Below are 22,176 nucleotides of genomic sequence, written 5' to 3'. Positions count from 1 at the left end.
TGAATCTTCTGACAAGGAATCTAATAAAGGATATCACTTATAAATGATGTGCTTTATTAGTTTTTCAAAAGACGGTATTGCAATCGTTATGCTTTAGAAACTGCAGGCGCTTTAATCGTTACTGTTGCGCTAACAGCTTCATTGTCATCGAGCAAATCCATGATTAGCTCATCATCACTCTCAGTCTTCACTTGCCAATTACCTGCTGCTTGCGGTACACCCGTCACCATCACAGAGATGGCTTTATTTTTTAGGCGAATCATCGGCGGCTTATGATCATAGCCACTATGCTCGTGACCTAAGATATCATCAGCGATAGTCGCAGCCTGCGCGCGTAATGGTGCAACATAACGACAAGCGACCCCATTGATAGACATACAGTCACCGATGGCATAGATATTCGCTGCATTGGTACGCAATGTCGCTGCATCTACCACGATACCCGTACGGCGATCGAATTCCACACCAGCCGCCGCAGGTAATTGCTCATCGACTGTCAGACCTGTACTGGCAATCACATGATCTACAATCAGTGGTTCGAGCGGCTGAGTATCAGCATTGTCTGTATCCGATGATAACGGTGCATAGTCCACTTGTAGCTTCTCGGCATCTTCGCTGTCATTATTATTGTCATCGTCATTAACACGAGTGACAGCTGATACTTGATAACCACCTAAGAATTGAATACCTTGCGACTCGATCGCTTTGGCGATACGTGCGGTCGCTTTGGCTGGTAGCATCTGCGAAAGCGGTGCATCATTTAAATCAATAAGCGTTACTTTATGACCAGCTTTAAGTAGGTCTTCTGCGATTTCTGTACCCACCATACCAGCACCAACGATCGCAACGTGCTGGCTACCTGTTGCTAGCTTCTCTTGTAGCTGACTAAAACGCTCGATATGATTGACATGCCAGACCAAATCTTGTGGCAGACTTTTAGGGAAGATAGGATGCGCGCCCATCGCTAGTACCATTTTCTCATAGCCAATAGTAGTCAGCGCATCATCTGACTGTGCAGTAGAGCACACCTGTACAGTTTGGCTCACTGGATCAATATCTGTCACTTGCGTATTGGCTAGCAGCGTCACTTCTGCTGTGTTCGCCGCTTCGCTACCAGATGCCCGTACTAAGTCTGATGCTCGTTTGTTTTGGCTGATTGCCATTGTCAACATCGGCTTGTGATAACGGTCGCCACTATCAGCCGTGATTAATGTGATTGGAATCTCTGTGTCTTTGGCACGAATGGCATCAATGACATGCCAGCCTGCCAGCCCTGCACCAATAATAACGACACCTTTTTTTGCTGCTGTGCTCGATGCTACAGATAGGTTTTCTACGCTCATACAAACTCCAGTATGGTTTATGAATTATTTTAATTATCAAAAATATTGACCGCTATTGTATCAGTAAACAGCCATTCACTCACCTATCTAGCAATTCACTTAGTCAATTTCGAACTCCATGCGATGCGCTGTTGCACGCATGGTTTCACTATCTATTAATTTTTCTATACAGTATAAACTTGCATGGATGCCTGCACTTATCCCCGCTGATGTGATGATATTACCAGTATCATCACTGGCATCTACAAAACGCGTATGCGAGATCACATTGATATCAGGATAGGATGCTAAATTATCCAAGTCCATCCAGTGCGTGGTTGCTGACTTACCAGCTAGCAAACCTGCCTTAGCCAACAGCAACGCTCCTGTACACACTGAAAGCGTCAGCTCTGCCAAACTTGCTTGAGTGATAATCCAGTCAATTACCACCTTATTATATATTTCTGTTTTTTCGGCACCGTAACCACCAGGGATGATTAAGACATCAATGTCTGGATGATTGGCAAAACTATAGTCAGGAATGACTTGCAGACCATTCCTAGCGGATATCGTTGCTTGGTTCTCGGCAATAGTGATCACCTTAAAGTGCTTATCATCACTAGAACTGGCAGCATTTTCAGCTAACGAAAACACCTCAAAAGGTCCTGCAAAATCCAATACTTCTACTTCATTGAACAGTAGTATGCCGACGGTTCGTTTTAGCGTCATATTCAATCCTAATTCAGTTGATAGCGTTAAATTAAACTCATCTATATTATGACTACTACCTTTCCAAACTTGTTTGATTAATAAGATGAACCATTTCATCTGCCTTTGCCGTTTGCGATTTCTCTAATCCTGCGACTATTCCTACTCTATTTCAGCGGCTTTATAGTCTCAAAGCTATCTTATTTAAACTCCTTGTGTGTAAACATCATAGGCTCTAAATCGTTTTTCAAATAGCTATACAAAAAAGGCTAAATACAAAGCGCCCTATTAAAGATAGCGTTTAACTGCCTTTAATAGGGCGCTTTATATAATCATTAGCAGTAGAAAGAAAAATAAGCTTTAGAACATGTCTTTGTCTTAGAAACACGGCTATAAACAATCGTAAATCAAAGTGTCTTTAATGATTTAAAATCTTCGACAAGAACATCTGTGCACGGTCACTTTTCGCGCCTTCAAAAAACTCATCTTTACTACAGTTTTCTACGATATGTCCTTCATCCATAAAGATAATACGATTGGCTACCTGACTGGCAAAGCCCATCTCATGTGTCACGCACATCATAGTCATACCATCACGAGTCAGCTCGACCATCACATCTAGCACCTCTTGAATCATCTCAGGATCAAGCGCGGAGGTTGGTTCATCGAATAGCATTGCGACGGGATCCATGGCCAACGCTCGTGCAATCGCAACACGCTGCTGCTGACCACCAGAGAGCTCCGCTGGGTATTTCGCCGCTTGTACTGTCAGACCAACACGATCTAGATAGGCCATCGCTTTTTGTTTGGCCTCAGACTCTTTACGACCCAAGACTTTGATTTGTGCCACAGTCAAATTATCAATAATAGTCAAATGTGGAAACAACTCAAAATGCTGAAATACCATACCAACACGGCTACGTAACTTAGGTAGATTAGTCTTTGGGTCACCGACAGAGATACCATTAACCATGATGTCACCTTTTTGAAAAGGCTCAAGTCCATTCACTGTCTTAATCAATGTCGACTTACCACTGCCCGATGGACCACAAACGACGACGACGTCACCTTTATGTACATGCGCGGTGCAGTCAGTCAATACTTGAAAATCTCCATACCATTTGCTGACATTAGATATCTCGATGACCATCTCATCACTAGCATGACCACTATTGGTAACCAGCCCGCCAAAGGCATTTAAGTACGTATCAGCATTGCTCATCACTGGCTCCTAACCACATTATTTTCGATAATCATTATTTAAAAAAGGTAAATCAAACATTTAAATCAAACTCTCAACGCTCACAAGCGAAAGCCGTATCAAAATAACTATATTAAAACCGCAAACGCTTTTGTAATTGTTGCACACCAATAGAAGCACTTAAGCTAATCACAAAATAGACAGCACCAGCACCTAGGATATAAGGCGTGAGTAATCCCATTAGCTCACCGCGTACATAGGCTGCGCGGAAAAAGTCGGTCAAGCCAATGGCAAATACCAGTGTCGTATCTTGGAATAAAATAATACATTGCTGCAAAATCAATGGCAGCATCTTACGAAAGGCTTGTGGCAAGATGACTAGACGCATGGTCTGCCCATAAGTCATACCGAGCGCTTTTGCCGCATTGACCTGCCCGCTACCAATCGATTGAATACCAGCACGTACCACTTCTGAGAAGTAAGCCGCCTCAAACATCATAAATGCGACCACACAAGAGGCAAACGCAGCATCGAGTTGCAGGTACTTACCCGCTACCCAAAGATAAATCATCGGTACAGCAAAGTAGAACCACAGTAATACCAATAGCAGTGGCACAGAGCGGAAGTAATTGACGTATAGCTTTGCTGGAATTTCAAGCGCTTTGATACCTGACAAGCGCATCAATGCCAATACAGTTCCTAAGCTGATACCGCCTAAAATAGCCAAAAACAGCACTTTTAAGGTGGTAAGCATGCCACCCATCAAACCAGGATAGGCTGTTGCCAATTCGGTCATATTCATTTCTGACCTCCCGCAATAAGCCCAGGCACACGCAATTTACGTTCAATCAATCCCATAATAGCGATTAAGGATAAGTTGAAAACCAAGTAAATAATCGTCGCGTAAGTATATATCTCGATACTATTTTGAGTATATTCGCTGATGGTTTTGGTTTGGCTAATCAGCTCCATTACCCCCACAAGCGAGGCCACAGAAGCGTTTTTGAAACAGTTCGTTAGCTCAGAGCTGAGCGGTGGCAAGATAATACGAAATGCCTGCGGTAGCAGTACTTCTTTATAGACTTGTGGAATACTAAACCCTAACGCGTAGGCTGCGTTAATCTGTCCATCTGGTAATGACTCAATACCCGTCCGTACCTGTTCAACGATACGAGCAGCGGTAAATAAGCCCAAACCGATACTGGCTGATAACATGGCTGAGGTATTCGGAGACAAGTCCTTATACCACCATTCTTGTATCGTCGGCGTGAGCCAGCCAGGGGCGATATAAAACCAAAAGAACAGTTGAACAAGCAGTGGAATATTACGAAAAAATGTCACATAAGCCGTACCGATTGCACGAGCGGTCTTGTTGGGCAAGGTACGCATGATACCGAAGATAGTACCGACGACCATCGCGATGGCCCATGCGATACTGCCAATCAATAGCAGCCAGCCAAGACCTGTGATCATCCAATGGATATAGAGCTCGTTGCCAATACCAGTCTGCTCAAAGAGCACACCCCAGTTCCAGCTATAATTCATGGTTGTCTCTCCGAGCAACGATTGATAAGCCTATACGTCAAATAAAATACTGGCTATCTGAACGTATAGGCAAGCTATGTTGAGGGACAATGAGCGTTACTGCGCTGCTGCTTCTTTAGGCTGAGCGCTGTCATGCGGATTGGCAATCAAGGCCTTTAAGTTGTCTGACATCTCAAAGTTTAGATTGACGTTCTTTGGTGGGATTGGATTCAAGAACCACTTGTCATAAATGCTATTGATTTCGCCTGAGCTAAAGACATTGGCAAGTGCTTCATCGACCACAGCTTTGAATTCAGGATCATCCTTACGCATCATACAGCCATAGATTTCAAACGATTGCGGCGTACCGACGATGACCCACTCATCAGGATTTTTTGCTTTGGCTTTTTCGCCAGCGAGCAGTACATCATCCATCATAAAGGCATCAGCGCGACCATTTTCTAGCATTAGAAAGCCTTCGCCATGATCTTTTGCTGAGATGATATTGGTATCCATTTTATTATCATCGTTGTACTGACGGATATAACGCTCTGAAGTCGTGCCTGCTGTCGTTACCAGAGTTTTACCTTTTAGGTCTTCAAAATCTTGAATACCAGAATCTTTTTTGGTCAATAGACGTGTGCCAATTTCAAAGAAACCGTTTGAGAAAGCAACTTGCTTTTGACGTTCTTCATTATTGGTGGTTGAGCCACACTCAAAATCTACCGTGCCGTTTTGTACTAATGGGATACGAGTCTGCGAAGTGATTAGGTTATAGCGAACGTTAAGGTCTGGCATGTTTAGCTTTTGCTTAACGGCTTCAACCACTTTCATTTCCAAGTCGTGAGCATAGCCAATCGGTTGGTTAGGATCATCAGCGATATAAGAGAAAGGAATAGAGGAATCACGGTGACCGACGACAATAGTGCCAGAGTCTTTGATTTTCTGTAGCGTACCGTTGGTGGTGGTTTCTGTCGTCGCTGCATCATCTGCTGGCGCATCAGTGCTGGTCTGGCTGCTGTTATTACATCCCGCTAAGCCTAATGCTATAACAGCAGCTAAAGTCAACGGTTTGGAAAATGAGTATGTCATGAAATACATCCTTTTATCGCAAGATTGAGTGAGTGCTTGGACGACATAGGTCTGATTGACCAGACTGCCCCGCATCCGTACGGTTGTTGCTGTTATTTATCACAATGCAACTTAATGTTACTGTACAACAAATTTGCAGTAGAGGGTGAATTTTTTTTGAGAGAGTACATATTTATGAATATATTGATATTCTGGCTATAAAATGCTGGCTCATAGCAGCTATCTACTCAGAACTTTGTACAAACAGCTGCTTGGTTTTTTAAGCTCGTTCTTAACCTTTGCTGCTTATAATCGTCAAAACAGTCTACTAAGTGAGATTGATAAATCGGCAGTAATCCCCATAAAGCAAACAACTTCTCTATACTACAAATGACTTATGACTCAAGATATCCAAGTCCCAAATACGGACAGCCAAACTACTGGCAACCATAGTAGCAACGACATTCGCCAACGTTTCTTTGTTGAAGACTCGCCCGTGCGCGGTGATGTGGTACGTCTATCACGCAGCTACGCGAGCACCATTGCGCAAAAGCCCTACCCTGAAGCCATCAAACGCTTATTGGGTGAGATGCTGACCGCAGCAAGTTTGCTCATCAGTACGGTCAAAATCAACGGCCGCCTATCTATTCAGTTGCAATCATCGGACAGTGACAGCTTACTAAACTGGGCGATGGCAGAATGCGATCAAGACGGCGTAATCCGTGCACTTGCTAGTTGGAAAGGCGAGACGGATGAGCAAGTACAAGCGTGGGACAATATGACCCATGCCAAAGAAGCGTTTGCTGAACTTGGTGCGATGGGACAAGGCGTATTGTTTATCAATATTCAGCCTGATGGCGGTGAGCCATACCAAGGTATCGTTGAGCGTAGCCATGACAATCTAGCGGATTGCTTAGCGCATTATCAAAAGCAATCAGCCCAGATTCCAACGTTGATTAACTTAGCATCTGATGGCCTGCAAGCCGGTGGTATCTTGGTACAAATGCTACCGCGTACTGCCGAAGAAACGTCTGAAGTTGAGCAAAACCAAGATGCAGGTATCGACGATGATTTATGGACGCGCTTGTCTGTATTGACACGCACGGTAAAAGCAGAAGAGCTAACGACACTGGATGCTAACGAAATACTCTATCGCTTGTATCACGAAGAAAACATCGTTGCTCCTGAGCCTGCCCCTCTATCATTTGGCTGCACTTGCTCACGGGAGAAGTGCGAGATGGCAATTGAGCAAATCGGCGAAGCGGAAGCGTTAGATATCGTCGAAGAGCAAGGTGGTACATTTGAGATGGATTGTGGATTCTGCGGTGAAGTTTATAAATTCAATAAAGATGATGTAGCAGCAATATTTGCTGAGTAAGTTTTCTTACTTACTATAAGTCAATGTTTATAAAAAAAACCCTCAAGCGTCATACTTGAGGGTTTTTGTTTTTTATCATTAAATCGCTACACAGCTACACCGCTACATCTAAACTTCTAGGATAAGAATGTATGCGCGGACGTCCAGCATAGTCACTTCGACCATTATCAAGTAGCCACTCAACCACTTGTTCGCGTACTCGTCTACTATGAATTAAGTTCATATGATTGACGCCATAAAACACTGCTTTATGACCATCTGGCACAAACAAAGCATGCTCAGCGTCATCTTCACCTAAGGCTGAAGCCACCGATACCAAGCTGTCTCCTAGCAGATCCGTTACCTTAGAATCATAATGCGTCTCAAGCAAAGCACTGGCGACAAAGTAAGTTTTAATACCACTTGGCAACCGTGCAGGATGGCGAAAGTCTTGTGGCAACACGCTACGTCCTTCTAATGCTTTCCAATCTGCATCCCGAATACTGCCATGACGCAGATCGATAATACCGGCACTGCGCATATCCCCGAGCTTAGCCAGTGAGCCTGCAAACGGCAGCTTGGCAATGATGTCTTGCACATAATTACCGATACGCTCAAGCACTGCCCCATGATGCGGCGAACCTAGCGTGATGAGATTGCCCACGCGTTTTATCCAATCTAGGCGGTCTTGCTCGCCATAAAACAGTGCACTGCGAGAGACCAAACCGCCCATACTATGTCCGACCAGATCTATCTGATTGATATTTGGGTTGTCATCGACCAGCGCTTGTAGCAATTGAGAGAACTTGCGACCGCTACGTGAGATACGGCGACCTGTATTGTAATCCAAATACAGCACCGTGGTATCAGGCTGGCTGACATGAATGGCCTCGCCTAAATCATTACCTGCTTGTGCTTGCCAGCTTAAATGACTCATACATAGACCATGGCATAAAATAACGATACGGCCTGATAGCACTTCATTCTGTGGTTTGCCGTCTTGAGTGTATAGCATCATCGGAATGGCGAGCGCATTTTGGTTGTTGACCAGATGATCACCCATGACACCATTGAGTACATTGACCAGTTTTTTTAGTGAATCCGGTAGTGGCTGCACTGACTTTTGGAGAATCAGGTTTTTGTATATGCGTAGTACAGACGCTAGATTATTACCGACCATTTGCATCACATGACGTATCGTGCCATAGATACGTCCAGTAAATCCGCGCGACCATTTATTTAAATGTTTGTCATTGAAGCGGCCTAGCGGACGCAGAATAACTTCACGGTGAATGGCTTCTACGATTTCTGTAATTTCAACCACACCCATGGTAGCAAGTTGCGCCAACCCTTCAAAAAAATCAGCCAAAGATACAGGGGTTTTGTTGATTTCATCACTGTCATCTGAATCTGCTAGTAGCTTAACCAGTTCATCCATATCGATGGCTTCGAGTTGGTCGATTTGCTCATATAGATGACTGTGTAGCGGTACACTCGCATCTGGGACAAAATGCGCATCGAGCTCATGATGAGCACGAGTATAGCTACTATCGTTTTGAGCGTCGCTGTCACTAACACTGTCGTTATAAAACACCTTTGAACTGCTCATAATATTTGCACATTCAGCGAAAAAAGTAATGGCCTATATTATCCTGTAACTGCAGCAAATAGAAGTAAATGGTTTGACTTTAGAGCGGGATGACGACTAGCAGAGCCAGATAGGTGATAGACGGTCTCTTTAACTATTAAATCAATATGATAATAAAAAATCCCAAGCCTTAACTTGGGATTCTTATGGTTATGAGTACTCTGGTTGTGTCTAATATACGCTTACAGCTTATCCATCTACGTCGTACTGTCAGCCGTATCAAATGATTCTGACAGAATGACATCGCCATCCTCGCGAGTAATCATCACAGTCGCTGAGCGAGGAATACTGCCGCCAGCGACAGCGCCCCACGTGTTGCCCGGATGCTGGATGTTGATAAACAGCGTTTTAAAATCTGGTGCCATGGTGATACCTGTTACTTCGCATCCTTCAGGACCAACAAAGAATCGTTTGATATTGTCATTGCTAGCAGATGTGCCGACTCGGGTTGACTGCCCTGCCGATGTGGTCGTCATCGACCCATCACTGACCTTACCCGGCAGAGCCGCAAGCAACATACAGCTACTGGTATCGGTGTAAGCGCCGTCGTCTGTCTGAATCCACAAGACACCGCGCGGGTCAAAATATAGCCCATCAGGTGAAGAAAAGTCATTATTGGCATTTAGCTGAGATAAGTTTTCTGCAGACAAATCATTTGGCGCTCCAAACAGATAAATATCCCATTCAAAGCTAGCTGCCGCATGGTCACCGCCTGCTTCTGCCCAGCGAATGATATGACCATTGTCATTCCCAAGGGCTTTGCCATCCGACTGATAGCTACGCGGATTGGAAGCTGAGACAGGCTGGTCGTCACGTACGCCGCGATATTTGTTATTAGTCAATGTCACGTAGACATCGCCCGTCATAGGACTGACCGATACCCATTCAGGACGATCCATCTTGGTAGCACCAGCAGCATCGGCAGCTGCACGGGCAAAGACCAATACTTCATCTTGTCCATTGAACGGCAGTACACTATTAAAAGCATCCAGTCCGTTTTGACCGTGGACGAGTGCCTTCCATTCACCGCTACCGTCTTCGTTAAATACCGCCACATATAGCGTGCCGTCATTCAGATATTTGTCACCTGCTTTTAGTCCGCCGCCGATGTCCGAGTTTGACCACATCGCTTTGGAGACAAACTTATAAATGTACTCGCCTCGGGCGTCATCACCCATATAGAAGACTACTGGCTTACCTTGCTCGACAGGAGCATACGCGCAGTTTTCATGAGCGAATCGGCCCAGTGCAGTGCGTTTCTGCGGTATAGAGTTTTGGTCAAATGGGTCAATTTCAGTAATATAACCGAAAGTGTTAAAGCCGTAGCGATAATCTTCAGCAGCACTGGCACCGACTGCGGTCATATCCCAGCGTGAGAACTCGTCTGCTATTTTGGCATCCTTTGCCTCTGGGGTATGCCATAAATACTCCCAACCTGGGAAGTCCTCCACCGCACCGTAGCGCTCGCGCGCATAGTTATCACCAGCGCTCAATTGGCTGGCATCTTGTCCACGGGCAAACACGCCCAAGAAGTTCTCTTCGGTAGTCAGATAAGTACCCCAAGGTGACAGACCTGCGCCGCAGTTGTTATTGATACCGCGAGTCTGATAGCCTGTCGGATCAAACTTGGTTTTGACTAAGTCCGAACCTGCCACAGGACCAGTCAGTTGGGCAGTTGTGGCACTGGTGATACGGCGATTGTATTTTGAATCAGGCACCATCTCATAACCCATACCATCTGCGCGGCGTGTTAACTCAACCACAGATACCCCATGGCAGTTGACTTCACGGCGGACGTCGCTCGCGAGACGCCGGTTTTGAAAAATAGGCGCAGCATCGTTATCTTGAGTCATATAGTAACCGAATGGGCTGAGCTCACTGCTATTGACGTACTCATGGTTCATGACCAGCAGACCATTTTCTGATGCTTTGACATCGTAGGCATTGCCTTGCTTGCCAAAAAACCACATACCATCGTGATTGTCACCCATACGCCACTCAAACGACTCCGCTGACTGCTCACGGTTGTCTTTCCAATCTTCGATACCAGACATAAGCGGGGTACCTAAAGGCAGTATCATCTCTGCTTTGTAGCCTGCTGCTACGGTCATCGTATCCGCTGTTGAATGCGCGACTGCCTCAAACTTTAAAGTATCAGGACGCTTTAAATCACCTTGTGCAGGGATAGCGGCATTATCGTCATTACCAACAATACTGTTATCGTCGTCTTCACTACAACCGACCAAAGGTAATGCGCCAAAAAACGCGGCAGCCGTCAACCCTGTACCGCCCTTTAGGATACTACGGCGGTTCATTCGGCGATTGATAATGGTCTGAAAATCGATATTATCAGTAGGATTTGAGTCTTCAACCACTTCGTGGGCAAGCGTTCGTTCGTTATTCAATGATGTCATTATCAGTCACCTTGCTATTAGGCTAGATTGGCAAAAATTTCCGCGCAGCTTTACAACTGCAACCCCAAAAGTACGAATTCCGCTTAAGTGTACTGAAGACTTATGACAGCACGCTGAACAATAGATGACAAACTGATGACAATTGACCGTGCTAATGATTTAGAAATAGAATGATTAAATAGTTAGAATTGTTTTGCAGTTAGCAAATTAAAAAATAAATATAAAGTCTTAAAAGCAAAAACCCCAAGCAATTGCTCGGGGCTTTTAATACGTATCTGTTATTGCAATCAAGCTTACTGTACTTGTGATACCCACTCATGAGCACCCAGTTTTAGTTTAAGCTGATCGCCTGCGTGCAACACACCAACGCCGCTTGGCGTACCAGTCATAATTACATCCCCTGCTTGCAAGCTAAAGGCGTGGCTAATATTGACCAGCAATTCATAGACAGGGAATAGCATTAAGGCACTATCGCCATCTTGCGTTAATTTATCATTGATAGACAGCTGATACTGTACACTCTGCAGATTGCCAAACGCTTGTGGGTCGAGCCAATCAGCAAGTACGCAAGCTCCGTCAAAACACTTAGCACGCTCCCACGGATGACCTTTTTCTTTTAGCTTGCTTTGCAAATCACGCAAGGTCAAATCCAGTCCTAGTGTCATGCCACCAATGGCTTGTTGAGCTTGCTCAATCGTCGCCATAGATAAATCAGCTGATAACTGAATACATAGCTCGGCCTCGTAGTGAGTCTCGCCAAATAACTCTGGACTTGGGCGAACCACATCACCACGGATAGAGACCACTGAAGACGCAGGCTTCATAAACAGTATCGGCGTGGTTGGTACTTCATTGCCCAACTCTGCAGCATGTGCCGCATAGTTGCGACCGACACAGACAACTTTACCAATAGAAGTACGCAATCTTTCATTATGATTGATAGCGCCCTGCTCGGCATTGACACCAGCTGCAATGGCGTTCGCTAATGACTCGTGTGGCGATTGGCTCATACTAAACTCTCCCTGTAAATGATGGCTATTTTATCAGCTGTCCATACTATATTGTCTACAGTGACTTTGACGATTTTTAGTTGCTAACTGCTAACTGCTAACTGCTAACTATGGAATCGTGTTGGTCACGACATCTGGTGGTACATAACTGGCGTGGCGGTTCATACGCTTTTCAAACATTCTAAAGCTAAACAAGATAACCCACGACAGCAGTAGATAGACGATACCAGCGGCAAAGAATAGTTCCATCAAGGTATAGGTACGCGCACTAATCGTACGAGCAACACCTGTGATATCCATCAATGCAATAGTCGAAGCGAGCGCACTACCCTTTAGCATAAAGATAACTTCGTTACTGTATGCTGGAATCACAATACCAAATGCGCGCGGCAGCGTAACCCGTGTTAGCTTTTGCCACTTTGACATGCCAAGCGCATCAGCAGCTTCAAGCTCTCCAATCGGAATCGTCTGAATCGCACCGCGTATAATCTCTGCCAAGTACGCACTGGTATTCAACGTAAAGGCAATAATGGCACACCAATATGCTTGGCTAAGCACTGGCTCCCATAAGAACGACTCGCGTACGGCCTCAAATTGACCCAAACCGTAATAAATCAGGAATATCTGTACCAGCAGCGGCGTACCACGGAAAAAGAAGATATACAGAAACGGCAGTATCTGTACCACCCAGTTCTTAGACAGTCGTAATAATGCCAAAACCAACCCAAACAGCAATCCAATCACACCTGAAAACAAGACCAGCTGTACGGTCAATACCGCACCGCCTAGTAAATCAGGGATATGGTCAAAAATGACCTGCCAATTCCAATCCATAGTATCTCTCCTCTACCCTATGGTCGATTGACTGTGAGTGGATTGACGGCTTATCTTTTTGGCATAGCGTGCCGCAGGATTGGCGCGCCACTCAAGCCACATCATAAAGCCAGTAATCAACATGGTCAGACCCAAATAAATAATCGCTGCTGCCATATAAAAGGTAAACGGCTGCTGTGTAGACTGTGCCGCACGCGATGACTGATACATGATGTCCTTGAGACCCACGACCGATACCAATGCGGTATCTTTGAGCAGTACCAGAAACAAATTACCCAAACCTGGTAAAGCAATCTGCCACACTTGCGGCAACGTGATGCGATAAAAAGTCTGAAAAGGACGCATACCAATCGCTTGCGCAGCCTCTCGCTGCCCTACTGGAATCTCCTGAATGGACATGCGAAAAATCTCAGTCGCATATGCACCAAAAGCAATAGACAGTGCCATGACACCACCCCAAAAAGCGCTAATCTCGACATAGTCGTTATAGCCGAACTTTTTGAGGATGCTCATCAATAAGATAGAGCCGCCATAATAAATAAAGAGCACCAATAGCAGCTCAGGAATACCGCGCATCGTCGCAGTATAGACAGTCGCAAGTTTACGCAGCAACCAGATATTGGACATCTTTGCGGTTGCGCCGAGCAAGCCTAAAGCCAGACCAATGATCAAACTGGTCACAGCTAGCTGTATGGTGACGGTAGCGCCGCTTAATAAAAGCGCGCCAAATCCTTGTAAGTCAAACACGATTATCCACTCAGTCTCTTTGTATTAGCAATTAGGGCATGTCTTCAATTCAATCGATAGACATCTAAATGGTTTAAAAACGGCTAAATCTTGCCAAACGGCGTCAAATAGCTGACTAATATCTCGATATTATTTGCGCTATTTTCCTTGTCTGACTGCAATTTATCTCATTTTTATTACCATTTTTAAAATGAAGACACGCCCTAGCAAAATATGAGTTAAAAGAATCAGCATCAATAGCTGAACGCGGCAAAACACCGTATTTTATACCAAATCAATAGGGATGGTCGGCATCAAAAAATGACGTCAGAAGAATACGATTAACGCTGCGATAATTGACACAGTAGAAATGAGCGCTGATTTTATCATATTCACTCACCGTGATGTTAATACTGACGCGTAAAAGCTGCGCCTAAACCTTACTTAAACAGACACTTGCCTCTATAAATATACAATCAGCCGACTAAATTTGAGCAAAATTGATAGGCGGCTATTATCTATATTCGTTGCTATAACGACAAATAAAAAAGGACATCACCATCATGGCGATATCCTTTTATTAATCAAAACACTATTTTTTGACTGCTACCTTTGACTACTGTTAGCTATTAACTAGCGCTTTCTGTCGTTGGTTGCTCGCTAATGTCTGCATCTGTATTTGCGTCTTCATCAACTGTGCTCGTTGCAGATGCTGGTACCGCAAAGTACTTTTGATTGATCTTGTCGTAAGTACCGTTTGCTTTTATATTAGCAAGAGACTGATTGATCTTTGCTTGTAGCGGATCGCCTGGGCGTACTGCTATCGCAAAATTATCATTGATATCAATCTCATCACCTTTTAGCGCATATTTGCTACCAGCATTTGAGCTCAGCCATTCTATCGCAGGCAGCTTATCAGAAATCATTGCATCGACACGGTTTGAACCGAGATCCAAAAACGCATTGCTCAACGTATCATAAAGCTTCATATCGGCTTTTGGATACGTGTCTTCTAGCCACTGCGATGAAATAGTTGAACGCTGTGCAGCAATAGAATGCGAGTCAATATCGCTGTTGTTGCTAGGATCAAAGCTGCTGTCTTTTTTGGCCAAAAAAACCAAGGCATTGCTAAAGTACGGATCGGTGAAGCTCACCTGCTGCGAACGCTCTGGAGTAACGGACATCGCGGCCACGATTGCATCGTACTTACCTGCTTTTAAACCAGGGATAATACCGTCCCAGTCCTGCGCCACAATCTCACAGGTCACCTGCATATCAGCACAGAGTGCATTTGCTATCTCAACATCAAAACCACCCAGTGTCCCATCGGCATTGGTATAGTTAAAAGGCGCATAGGCCCCTTCTGTACCGATGCGTAATACATCACCTGTAGAGGCTGCCGTTGTTTCGGTAGCCTCTGGATTGGTATCAGCTTCACTCTCTTGGCTATTGCTACAGCCAGCAACGGTAAAGGCCGTCGCTAGTGCAAGCAATGACATAGACAGACGACTGGCTACATTAATGTTAGATTTGCCAGTCGTGGCACAGATTGGGGCACAATGGTTGCTCATGATCATCCTTGGTTTTTCTTGAGTAAACAACACGTCTTTAAACAACAGCAGTCAAACTGCTAGATGTCGTATTAGTTAGCTGGTGCTTCTTCTTCAGCGACCATTACTTCTTCGACACTATCAGTTGTTGCGACCGCTTTTTGAGCTGCAGCCGTTGAGCTAGTACCAAAATAGCTACCCGTGATTTGATCATAGGTACCGTTGTCTTTTAGCTCAGCCAATGCTGCATTGAACTTAGCAATTAAAGGATCGCCTTTACGGAAAGCAATACCCATTGCGTCATCATTGGTGCTGATTTCTTCACCTTTAACTTCGTAGCCTTTGCCTGCGTCTGTTTTTAACCAGTCGATACCCGTTACTTTGTCAGACATCATACCGCGCACACGGCCTGAGGTTAGATCTAGATAAGCATTGTCTTGCGTATCATATAATTTGATATCAGCATCTGCATGCTCGTCTTGTAGGTATTGCGAGGCAACAGTTGAGCGCTGTGACGCAATTGGTAGACCTGTTAGTGACTCGACGCTTAAGTCATCACCTTTTTTACCGATCAAGATGATACCGCTATGGAAGTAAGGGTCACTGAAATCAACCACTTCTTTACGCTCAGGCGTGATAGACATACCTGCGATAGCTGCATCAAATTTCTGTGCGTTAAGCCCTGGAATCAAACCATCCCAATCTTGAGAGATGACTTCACACTCAGCTTTCATTTGCGCACATAATGCGTCAACCAGCTCAATCTCATAACCAATCAGTTTGCCATCTGCATCGGTATAACTAAAAGGCTTATAGCTTGATTCTGTCGCGATTTTGATATTTAAAGGCGCTTCAGTAGCGGTGTCAGCTTCAGCATTTTCTGCTGGTGCTGAGCTATTGTTACAACCTGCCAGCATTAGCATTGCTGCGCTAAGCGGTGCTAGCCACAATGCTTTTTTGCTCATTGATGATGTCATTGAAATTGTCATAAGTTTTATCCCTTAATATATTTACCAGCTGTATCGTCAATTACTGCTTGCTGATTTATGCTTATAAACACCGTTTATTTGAAACATGCTCGGTTTTAAGCATTACTCGCATCAAACGTTACTTGTTCTAAGCATAAATCTTCAGTGAGTCATTATTGACCAAAGTTCATCTGCTCAAGACGTGCAAGCTCACCGTTACTACGGATTTCGCTCAATGCTTTGTCAAAGTCAGCTTTGAGTGAGTCACCTTTACGTACAGCAATGGCAATATTGTCATCGTTATCAATTTCATCACCAACGATACCGAAGCCCGCTGCGTTTTCTGCTAACCATGATTTGGCAGAAACTTTTTCGGCCAATACGGCATCGCTACGACCAGATTTTAGATCTAGATAGGCATTGTCATAGTTGTCATATAACTGAACTGTGTTGCCTTCTTTGCCTTCGTAGTTATCTTGTAGATAAGCACCTGGCGTAGTAGAACGTTGACCACCAAGCGTTGCATCTTTAATCGTCATAGGATCAAAACCACCATCCGTATTGGTCAACCATACCATCGTATTGGCAAAGTACGGCTCGCTGAAATCAACTTTTTCTTGACGCTCAGCGGTGATAGACATACCTGCAATCACGGCATCATATTTCTGCGCCAATAAACCAGGGATAATACCGTCCCAGTCCTGTGCAACGATTTCACACTTAGCTTGCATTTGATCACACAAGGCATTGGCAACATCGATATCAAAACCTGCCAAGCTGCCGTCGGCGTTGGTATAGTTGAATGGAGGGTAAGCGCCTTCGGTGGCGATACGAATGGTTTTACCAGTGGTTTCTGCTGCAGGGGCGTCAGCGTTGGTATCGGTAGTTTTATCGGCAGGTTGGCTACAAGCGCTCAACATCAATGCAGCAGTAACGGTCATCGATGACCACAATAGGCGAGAATTCGACATCATACGTTCCTTAAATTCTGATGGGTTTTACATAAGTTTTTGACAGGATTTTCTGACTTAGGGTTCTGATATTTTGTTCTCTGACGTCCCTGCCAGACAAGCAATATAGATAGCAGAATAACAGACAGCCACGAGACGTGACGGCCTATAAACCTTTTGATAATACCTGAGTAAAATATCAAAAACAAACGTTTTGCATACTCATAGTTATCATTGGGCAATAAACAGTCAACAATGTTTACGTTACAGTGATTTTACGTTTGGCAGGATGAAGGGTGGCAAGAGCGTTGCCACCATTTGTATTGGACATGATATTAAGCAAAAAACTAATAACTAAGTAGGACGGTGTGATGCCATAAAGTCTTTAACACGCTCAGAGGTAGGGTTATCAAAGACTTGCTCAGGTGTGCCAATCTCTTCAACCACACCTTGATGTAAAAAGACGACTTTGCTTGATACTTCACGGGCAAAGCGCATTTCGTGAGTAACGATAAGCATCGTACGTCCCTCTTCTGCTAGCTCGCGCATTACCGCAAGCACTTCGTTGACCAGTTCAGGATCTAGCGCAGAGGTTGGTTCATCAAACAATAGGACTTGTGGCTGCATAGCAAGCGCACGAGCGATTGCGACACGCTGACGCTGACCACCAGATAAGTTGGCAGGATAAGCATCTTTTTTATCGAGCAGGCCGACTTTATCAAGCAGCTTTTCTGCATCGCTAATTGCTTGGTCTTTTTTAATCTTTAAGACCTGCGTTGGCCCTTCGATGATGTTTTGTAGAATGGTCTTATGCGGCCACAGATTAAAGTTCTGAAAGACAAACCCGACGCGAGCGCGCAAGCTTTCTAGCTGCTTTACGTCTGCTGCTTGTAGCTCACCTGATTTGGCAGGTTTTAGCATCAGCTCTTCGTTACCGATCAAGATACGACCATGATTGGGGTTTTCTAGAAGATTAATACAACGCAGCAACGTCGACTTACCTGAGCCAGATGAGCCCAAAATAGAGATAACATCGCCATCATAGGCAGTCAGGGATACCCCTTTTAATACCTCTAATGAGCCGTAGCTTTTATGGATGTCTTGTAAGTCTAGGGCGATAGGCCGAGTCGGGTTTTTTGCAGTATCAAGCATGGTTCAGCAGACTTCCAATAAATATGAGTGAAAACACGAATAAAATAAGAGCTATATCTATATATAGTACAAGCATCTAGATGCATTATCGTAATATGCCTGATGAGGCAAAGAGAAAAATGCCATATTGTCTCTTATTACGCAGTAAAAAGGCAAATATTGTATTTAACCAACGGGTTAATCAGCTTCTAACAAACTGCGAGTACAAAAAAGCCCAGACTGCATTTATCGCTCTGGGCTTTATTTTATCACTTTAGAATACGAGGCGTTGTGTTATCTGATAACTGCCTATTTATAGTATGTGCTTAGTACATCTAATATGTAGCTAGTACATTCTATAATATGCGATTAGTACGTCGATACATGCTCTGAATCTTCAGTACCGTCCATCATATCCGCATCTTCTGCTGTCGCCACTGCCACATCATCGTTATTGGTAACGTCCATACCCTCATCATCGGCACTAGCAACTGCCACATCGTCATTGTCACTCGCTGTTGCACTTTCTTCTACAGAGGTTTGAGCGTCTACAGTAGTATCAGCTTCAGTTTCCATCGGTGTGTCATCTTTTTTGCTACAAGCGCCTAACGCTAAAGCGCCTGCTACCAAGCCAACCGTTAACCAATTTTTATAAATTGTATTTTTCGTAGCCATGTTCGTTCTCCATCACTCATCATAATAAGATTAAGTACTATCTACTGATAGCCTTGCTGTTTTAATGCTTACTATACTGAGGATATCTTGCGGCTACCTTAGTATTTACAGCGCAATTCTGTTAAAAACACGTAAAGATATAGTGTAGTACTGATAACGCGATTATCTTAAATAAATATCGCTTAGCACGAGCAATATTACTTTGAATAAGCCCTTACAAGAGCGTTGCAAAGCGGATTCTGTTCACAAAATCATCTTTACTATCGTCTCAATCTGCTCTATGTTAAATAGCATAATGACCTACCGCCACCTAAGTAGGCATTCAAAACTTCTTTTTTTGCGACATTTTTCGCCTTTTTAGGTACTTTCACCTATATAAAATTGGGCGCTTTTAGTTATAAAAAACCTGTATCACATAAGGAAAATAATTTATGAGTCAATCGAATACTACGGATATTACGACCTATATGCAGTCTGTTGGCAAGCAAGCACGAGCCGCTTCTCGCGCACTGGCTGCTGCCAACACTGGCGATAAAAATTCAGCACTATTAGCCATTCATGATGAGCTGGTCAATGCCAAACAAGACATCTTGGCAGCTAATAAAATCGATATGGACAACGGTCAAAAAAACAATCTTGATAGCGCACTCCTCGATCGCTTGGAATTAAACGAAGCACGATTTAATGGCATGCTACAAGGTCTTAAAGACGTCGCTGGCCTTCCTGACCCAATCGGTGAAGTCACTGACATGACCTATCAGCCATCAGGTATTCATTTGGGCAAAATGCGCGTACCACTTGGTGTGGTCGGTATGATTTATGAGTCGCGCCCTAATGTAACATTAGAAGCTGCCTCACTGGCACTCAAGTCAGGCAATGCAATTATTTTGCGCGGTGGTTCTGAAGCATTTGAATCTAACCAAGCCATTGCTAAATGTATCATTAAAGGTCTTAGCCATACTGATCTATCGGAACATAGTGTACAAGTACTACAGACGACCGATCGTGCAGCCGTTGGTGAGCTGATTACCATGACTGAATATGTCGATGTCATCGTGCCACGTGGCGGTAAGGGTCTGATTGCGCGTATCAGCAACGATGCCAAAGTACCTGTAATTAAGCATTTAGACGGTAACTGCCATACCTTTATCGATAGTGATGCGGATCCTGAGATTGCGATCAAAGTCAGTGTCAATGCCAAAACACATCGCTACGGCACTTGTAATACGATGGAAACGCTACTGGTCGATGAAACAGTCGCAGATGAGCTATTGCCTAAAATAGCAGAGGCCATCGTCGCTGCTGATGATGCAATGCAACTACGTCTTGATGACAAATCACAAGCTATCCTGAATGAAAACGCTAAACTTAAAGGTCATCTATCAGCTGCCACTTCTGAGGATTGGGATACTGAATATTTAGCTCCTATCCTAGCGGTAAAAGTGGTCTCAGGTATTGATGAAGCGATTGAGCATATCAATACGCACGGCAGTCATCATACTGATGTCATCATCACTGACAACTATACCAAGTCGCAGCGCTTCATCCGTGAAGTGGACTCGGCCAGCGTTATGATTAACGCTTCTAGCCGTTTTGCTGATGGTTTCGAATACGGTCTCGGTGCTGAAATTGGTATCTCAACGGACAAAATCCATGCACGTGGCCCTGTCGGTCTCGAAGGTCTGACTTCGCAAAAATGGATCGTTTATGGTCATGGCGAAACCCGTGCTTAATCATACTAGCATCGACTATCGAAACGAATAATCAGAAACGTCAGCAATTATGCTGGCGTTTCTTCGTTTAAATCACAAGTATTTTAGTTAAGGCATTTAAATTATAGGGAGCGGTACGACCATGCAAAGTGGCAAGATTAAGCACTGGAACGAAGATAAAGGCTATGGCTTTATCGATGTAGATAATCAAAATGAAGATGTGTTCTTTCATATAAGCAAAGCAAGACTGGCGATGCCTATAACGGTTGGTCAAAGTGTCTACTTTAACAGTGCCCGTAACGACAAAAATCAATTGAGAGCCACTGAAGTGACCTCGTCTTCATTGAGCCTTGAACAAGATATTCCAAGCTATACACCTACTAATGCCAATAGAAATAGCCATCACAGCACTCGTAACTCAAATCGTAGCAATCAAAACAGCAGACCCAATAAAAGAAGCTTAGGCTCTACGCTATTTAGCCTTATCGCTATCATCGCTGTCGCTTTCTATTTCTTTGGCGATTTAAATTCGACATTGTTTGCTGATAGCATCGAGTCGACAACGGTATCGCAAGAAGTCATTGATAATACGAGCCAAACCACTACTGCTGGTATAACGGGTGATGCACAGGTCGATAATACGATTGCGCTCATTCAGCAAGGCGGACCGTTTCCTTATCCAAATAAAGATGGCACGACGTTTTATAACCGTGAAGGCAGACTGCCCGCCCAGTCACAAGGCTACTACCGCGAATATACCGTACCCACCCCTGGTGTCTCTCATCGCGGCGCACGGCGTATCGTCACAGGTGGTAATCCGCCTACCGTCTATTACTTGACTGTCGACCATTATGATAGCTTCCAAAGACTACAGGTGCCTTAATATGAAAAAAGCTGATATGAATCGAGAAAGTATAAACCAAGCAATCCACTACGTTAATCAAAGCCACGTGAATCAAGACCACATTAACCAAAACGGTACAGCACTGGGTACTAGCATTCCTGCGCAGGCTGTTACTATAGCCGTCGGTGACACGCTCGAAAAAACTGAGCTATTGACGAGTTTGGCCAAGACCTGTGACTTTCCTAGTTATTTTTCACACAACTGGGACAGTGCATGGGATTGTCTAACAGACAGTGAGGCAATTCATTTAAGGCTTGATTTGACAGATGTTAAAAGGATAAACACTGAGGACTTCAATGTCTTTAAAAGCATCATTGAGGATGCTTTTAGAGAATTTGGCAAACCACAATTGTGGATAATTGTGCCATCTGAGGATTAAGCTTATACGTTAGAAAATTAGTCGTTAAAAGCCTATGTATTGCAAGCTTGACCGCCGATAGTCACCGATAATTATTCGTCATCATAGAAACC

The 22,176-nt window shown here is 44.2% G+C and carries 20 protein-coding genes; 4 read left to right on the top strand and 16 right to left on the bottom strand.

Annotated elements, in window-relative coordinates:
• Positions 1-86 precede the first annotated feature (86 nt).
• From JMX91_RS04470 to JMX91_RS04445, 6 genes are all read right to left on the bottom strand, one after another.
• Entirely contained in the window at positions 87-1,343 is a 1,257-nt protein-coding gene (locus tag JMX91_RS04470; RefSeq protein WP_201547892.1) for an FAD-dependent oxidoreductase, read from the bottom strand.
• 99 nt (positions 1,344-1,442) lie between these two features.
• Complete coding sequence (locus tag JMX91_RS04465; protein WP_265089159.1) at positions 1,443-2,150, bottom strand: DJ-1/PfpI family protein; 708 nt, start codon at positions 2,148-2,150, stop codon at positions 1,443-1,445.
• A 298-nt stretch (positions 2,151-2,448) separates the two neighbouring features.
• On the bottom strand, positions 2,449-3,180 hold the full coding sequence (locus JMX91_RS04460; RefSeq protein ID WP_057762314.1) for an amino acid ABC transporter ATP-binding protein: 732 nt from the start codon (positions 3,178-3,180) through the stop codon (positions 2,449-2,451).
• A gap of 184 nt (positions 3,181-3,364) precedes the next feature.
• A complete protein-coding gene (locus tag JMX91_RS04455; RefSeq protein WP_101205580.1) occupies positions 3,365-4,033 on the bottom strand; it encodes an ABC transporter permease subunit in 669 nt (222 codons plus the stop codon).
• The gene (locus tag JMX91_RS04450) at positions 4,030-4,776 is read right to left on the bottom strand and encodes an amino acid ABC transporter permease (RefSeq protein ID WP_057758328.1); all 747 of its coding nucleotides are present in this window, start codon (positions 4,774-4,776) and stop codon (positions 4,030-4,032) included. The genes JMX91_RS04455 and JMX91_RS04450 overlap by 4 nt, the downstream gene beginning before the upstream one ends.
• 96 nt (positions 4,777-4,872) lie before the next feature.
• Positions 4,873-5,847: a glutamate/aspartate ABC transporter substrate-binding protein gene (locus tag JMX91_RS04445; protein ID WP_201547890.1), complete on the bottom strand. Its 975-nt coding sequence runs from the start codon at positions 5,845-5,847 to the stop codon at positions 4,873-4,875.
• A gap of 376 nt (positions 5,848-6,223) precedes the next feature.
• Between JMX91_RS04445 and JMX91_RS04440 the strand changes: the two genes are divergently transcribed.
• Positions 6,224-7,204 carry an Hsp33 family molecular chaperone HslO gene (locus JMX91_RS04440; RefSeq protein WP_201547888.1) on the top strand — a complete coding sequence of 327 codons (981 nt, stop codon included), beginning with the start codon at positions 6,224-6,226 and terminating at the stop codon, positions 7,202-7,204.
• 94 nt (positions 7,205-7,298) lie between these two features.
• Here JMX91_RS04440 and JMX91_RS04435 read toward each other — a convergent pair whose 3' ends face one another.
• The 10 genes from JMX91_RS04435 to JMX91_RS04390 form a co-directional block, all read right to left on the bottom strand.
• On the bottom strand, positions 7,299-8,792 hold the full coding sequence (locus JMX91_RS04435; protein ID WP_201547886.1) for an alpha/beta fold hydrolase: 1,494 nt from the start codon (positions 8,790-8,792) through the stop codon (positions 7,299-7,301).
• A 236-nt stretch (positions 8,793-9,028) separates the two neighbouring features.
• Complete coding sequence (locus tag JMX91_RS04430; RefSeq protein WP_201547884.1) at positions 9,029-11,245, bottom strand: PhoX family protein; 2,217 nt, start codon at positions 11,243-11,245, stop codon at positions 9,029-9,031.
• A gap of 293 nt (positions 11,246-11,538) precedes the next feature.
• Positions 11,539-12,168 carry a fumarylacetoacetate hydrolase family protein gene (locus tag JMX91_RS04425; protein ID WP_413786772.1) on the bottom strand — a complete coding sequence of 210 codons (630 nt, stop codon included), beginning with the start codon at positions 12,166-12,168 and terminating at the stop codon, positions 11,539-11,541.
• Positions 12,169-12,363: 195 nt separating this feature from the next.
• A complete protein-coding gene (locus tag JMX91_RS04420; RefSeq protein ID WP_101205569.1) occupies positions 12,364-13,089 on the bottom strand; it encodes an ABC transporter permease in 726 nt (241 codons plus the stop codon).
• 12 nt (positions 13,090-13,101) lie between these two features.
• A complete protein-coding gene (locus JMX91_RS04415; protein WP_057758316.1) occupies positions 13,102-13,836 on the bottom strand; it encodes an ABC transporter permease in 735 nt (244 codons plus the stop codon).
• A gap of 608 nt (positions 13,837-14,444) precedes the next feature.
• Entirely contained in the window at positions 14,445-15,386 is a 942-nt protein-coding gene (locus tag JMX91_RS04410) for an ABC transporter substrate-binding protein (protein ID WP_201547880.1), read from the bottom strand.
• A gap of 71 nt (positions 15,387-15,457) precedes the next feature.
• A complete protein-coding gene (locus JMX91_RS04405) occupies positions 15,458-16,354 on the bottom strand; it encodes a transporter substrate-binding domain-containing protein (RefSeq protein WP_102091643.1) in 897 nt (298 codons plus the stop codon).
• A gap of 152 nt (positions 16,355-16,506) precedes the next feature.
• The gene (locus JMX91_RS04400) at positions 16,507-17,307 is read right to left on the bottom strand and encodes a transporter substrate-binding domain-containing protein (RefSeq protein ID WP_201547878.1); all 801 of its coding nucleotides are present in this window, start codon (positions 17,305-17,307) and stop codon (positions 16,507-16,509) included.
• Positions 17,308-17,637: 330 nt separating this feature from the next.
• On the bottom strand, positions 17,638-18,435 hold the full coding sequence (locus tag JMX91_RS04395) for an ABC transporter ATP-binding protein (protein ID WP_057758311.1): 798 nt from the start codon (positions 18,433-18,435) through the stop codon (positions 17,638-17,640).
• A gap of 348 nt (positions 18,436-18,783) precedes the next feature.
• Positions 18,784-19,089 carry a hypothetical protein gene (locus tag JMX91_RS04390; protein ID WP_201547876.1) on the bottom strand — a complete coding sequence of 102 codons (306 nt, stop codon included), beginning with the start codon at positions 19,087-19,089 and terminating at the stop codon, positions 18,784-18,786.
• Between the two features lie 431 nt (positions 19,090-19,520).
• Here JMX91_RS04390 and JMX91_RS04385 point away from each other — a divergent pair, with 431 nt between their 5' ends.
• The 3 genes from JMX91_RS04385 (at position 19,521) to JMX91_RS04375 (ending at position 22,084) form a co-directional block, all read left to right on the top strand.
• A complete protein-coding gene (locus JMX91_RS04385; RefSeq protein ID WP_201547874.1) occupies positions 19,521-20,822 on the top strand; it encodes a glutamate-5-semialdehyde dehydrogenase in 1,302 nt (433 codons plus the stop codon).
• Positions 20,823-20,943: 121 nt separating this feature from the next.
• The gene (locus tag JMX91_RS13375) at positions 20,944-21,684 is read left to right on the top strand and encodes a ribonuclease domain-containing protein (protein WP_201547872.1); all 741 of its coding nucleotides are present in this window, start codon (positions 20,944-20,946) and stop codon (positions 21,682-21,684) included.
• A gap of 1 nt (position 21,685) precedes the next feature.
• Positions 21,686-22,084 (top strand): barstar family protein, encoded by a 399-nt coding sequence (locus tag JMX91_RS04375; protein WP_227679268.1) that lies wholly within the window; start codon positions 21,686-21,688, stop codon positions 22,082-22,084.
• Positions 22,085-22,176 lie beyond the last annotated feature (92 nt).

It is taken from the genome of Psychrobacter sp. Pi2-1 (assembly GCF_904846645.1).
Lineage (GTDB): Bacteria > Pseudomonadota > Gammaproteobacteria > Pseudomonadales > Moraxellaceae > Psychrobacter.
Note: the sequence above shows the minus strand (reverse complement) of the source record. Positions and strands in the feature narration are given on the sequence as shown.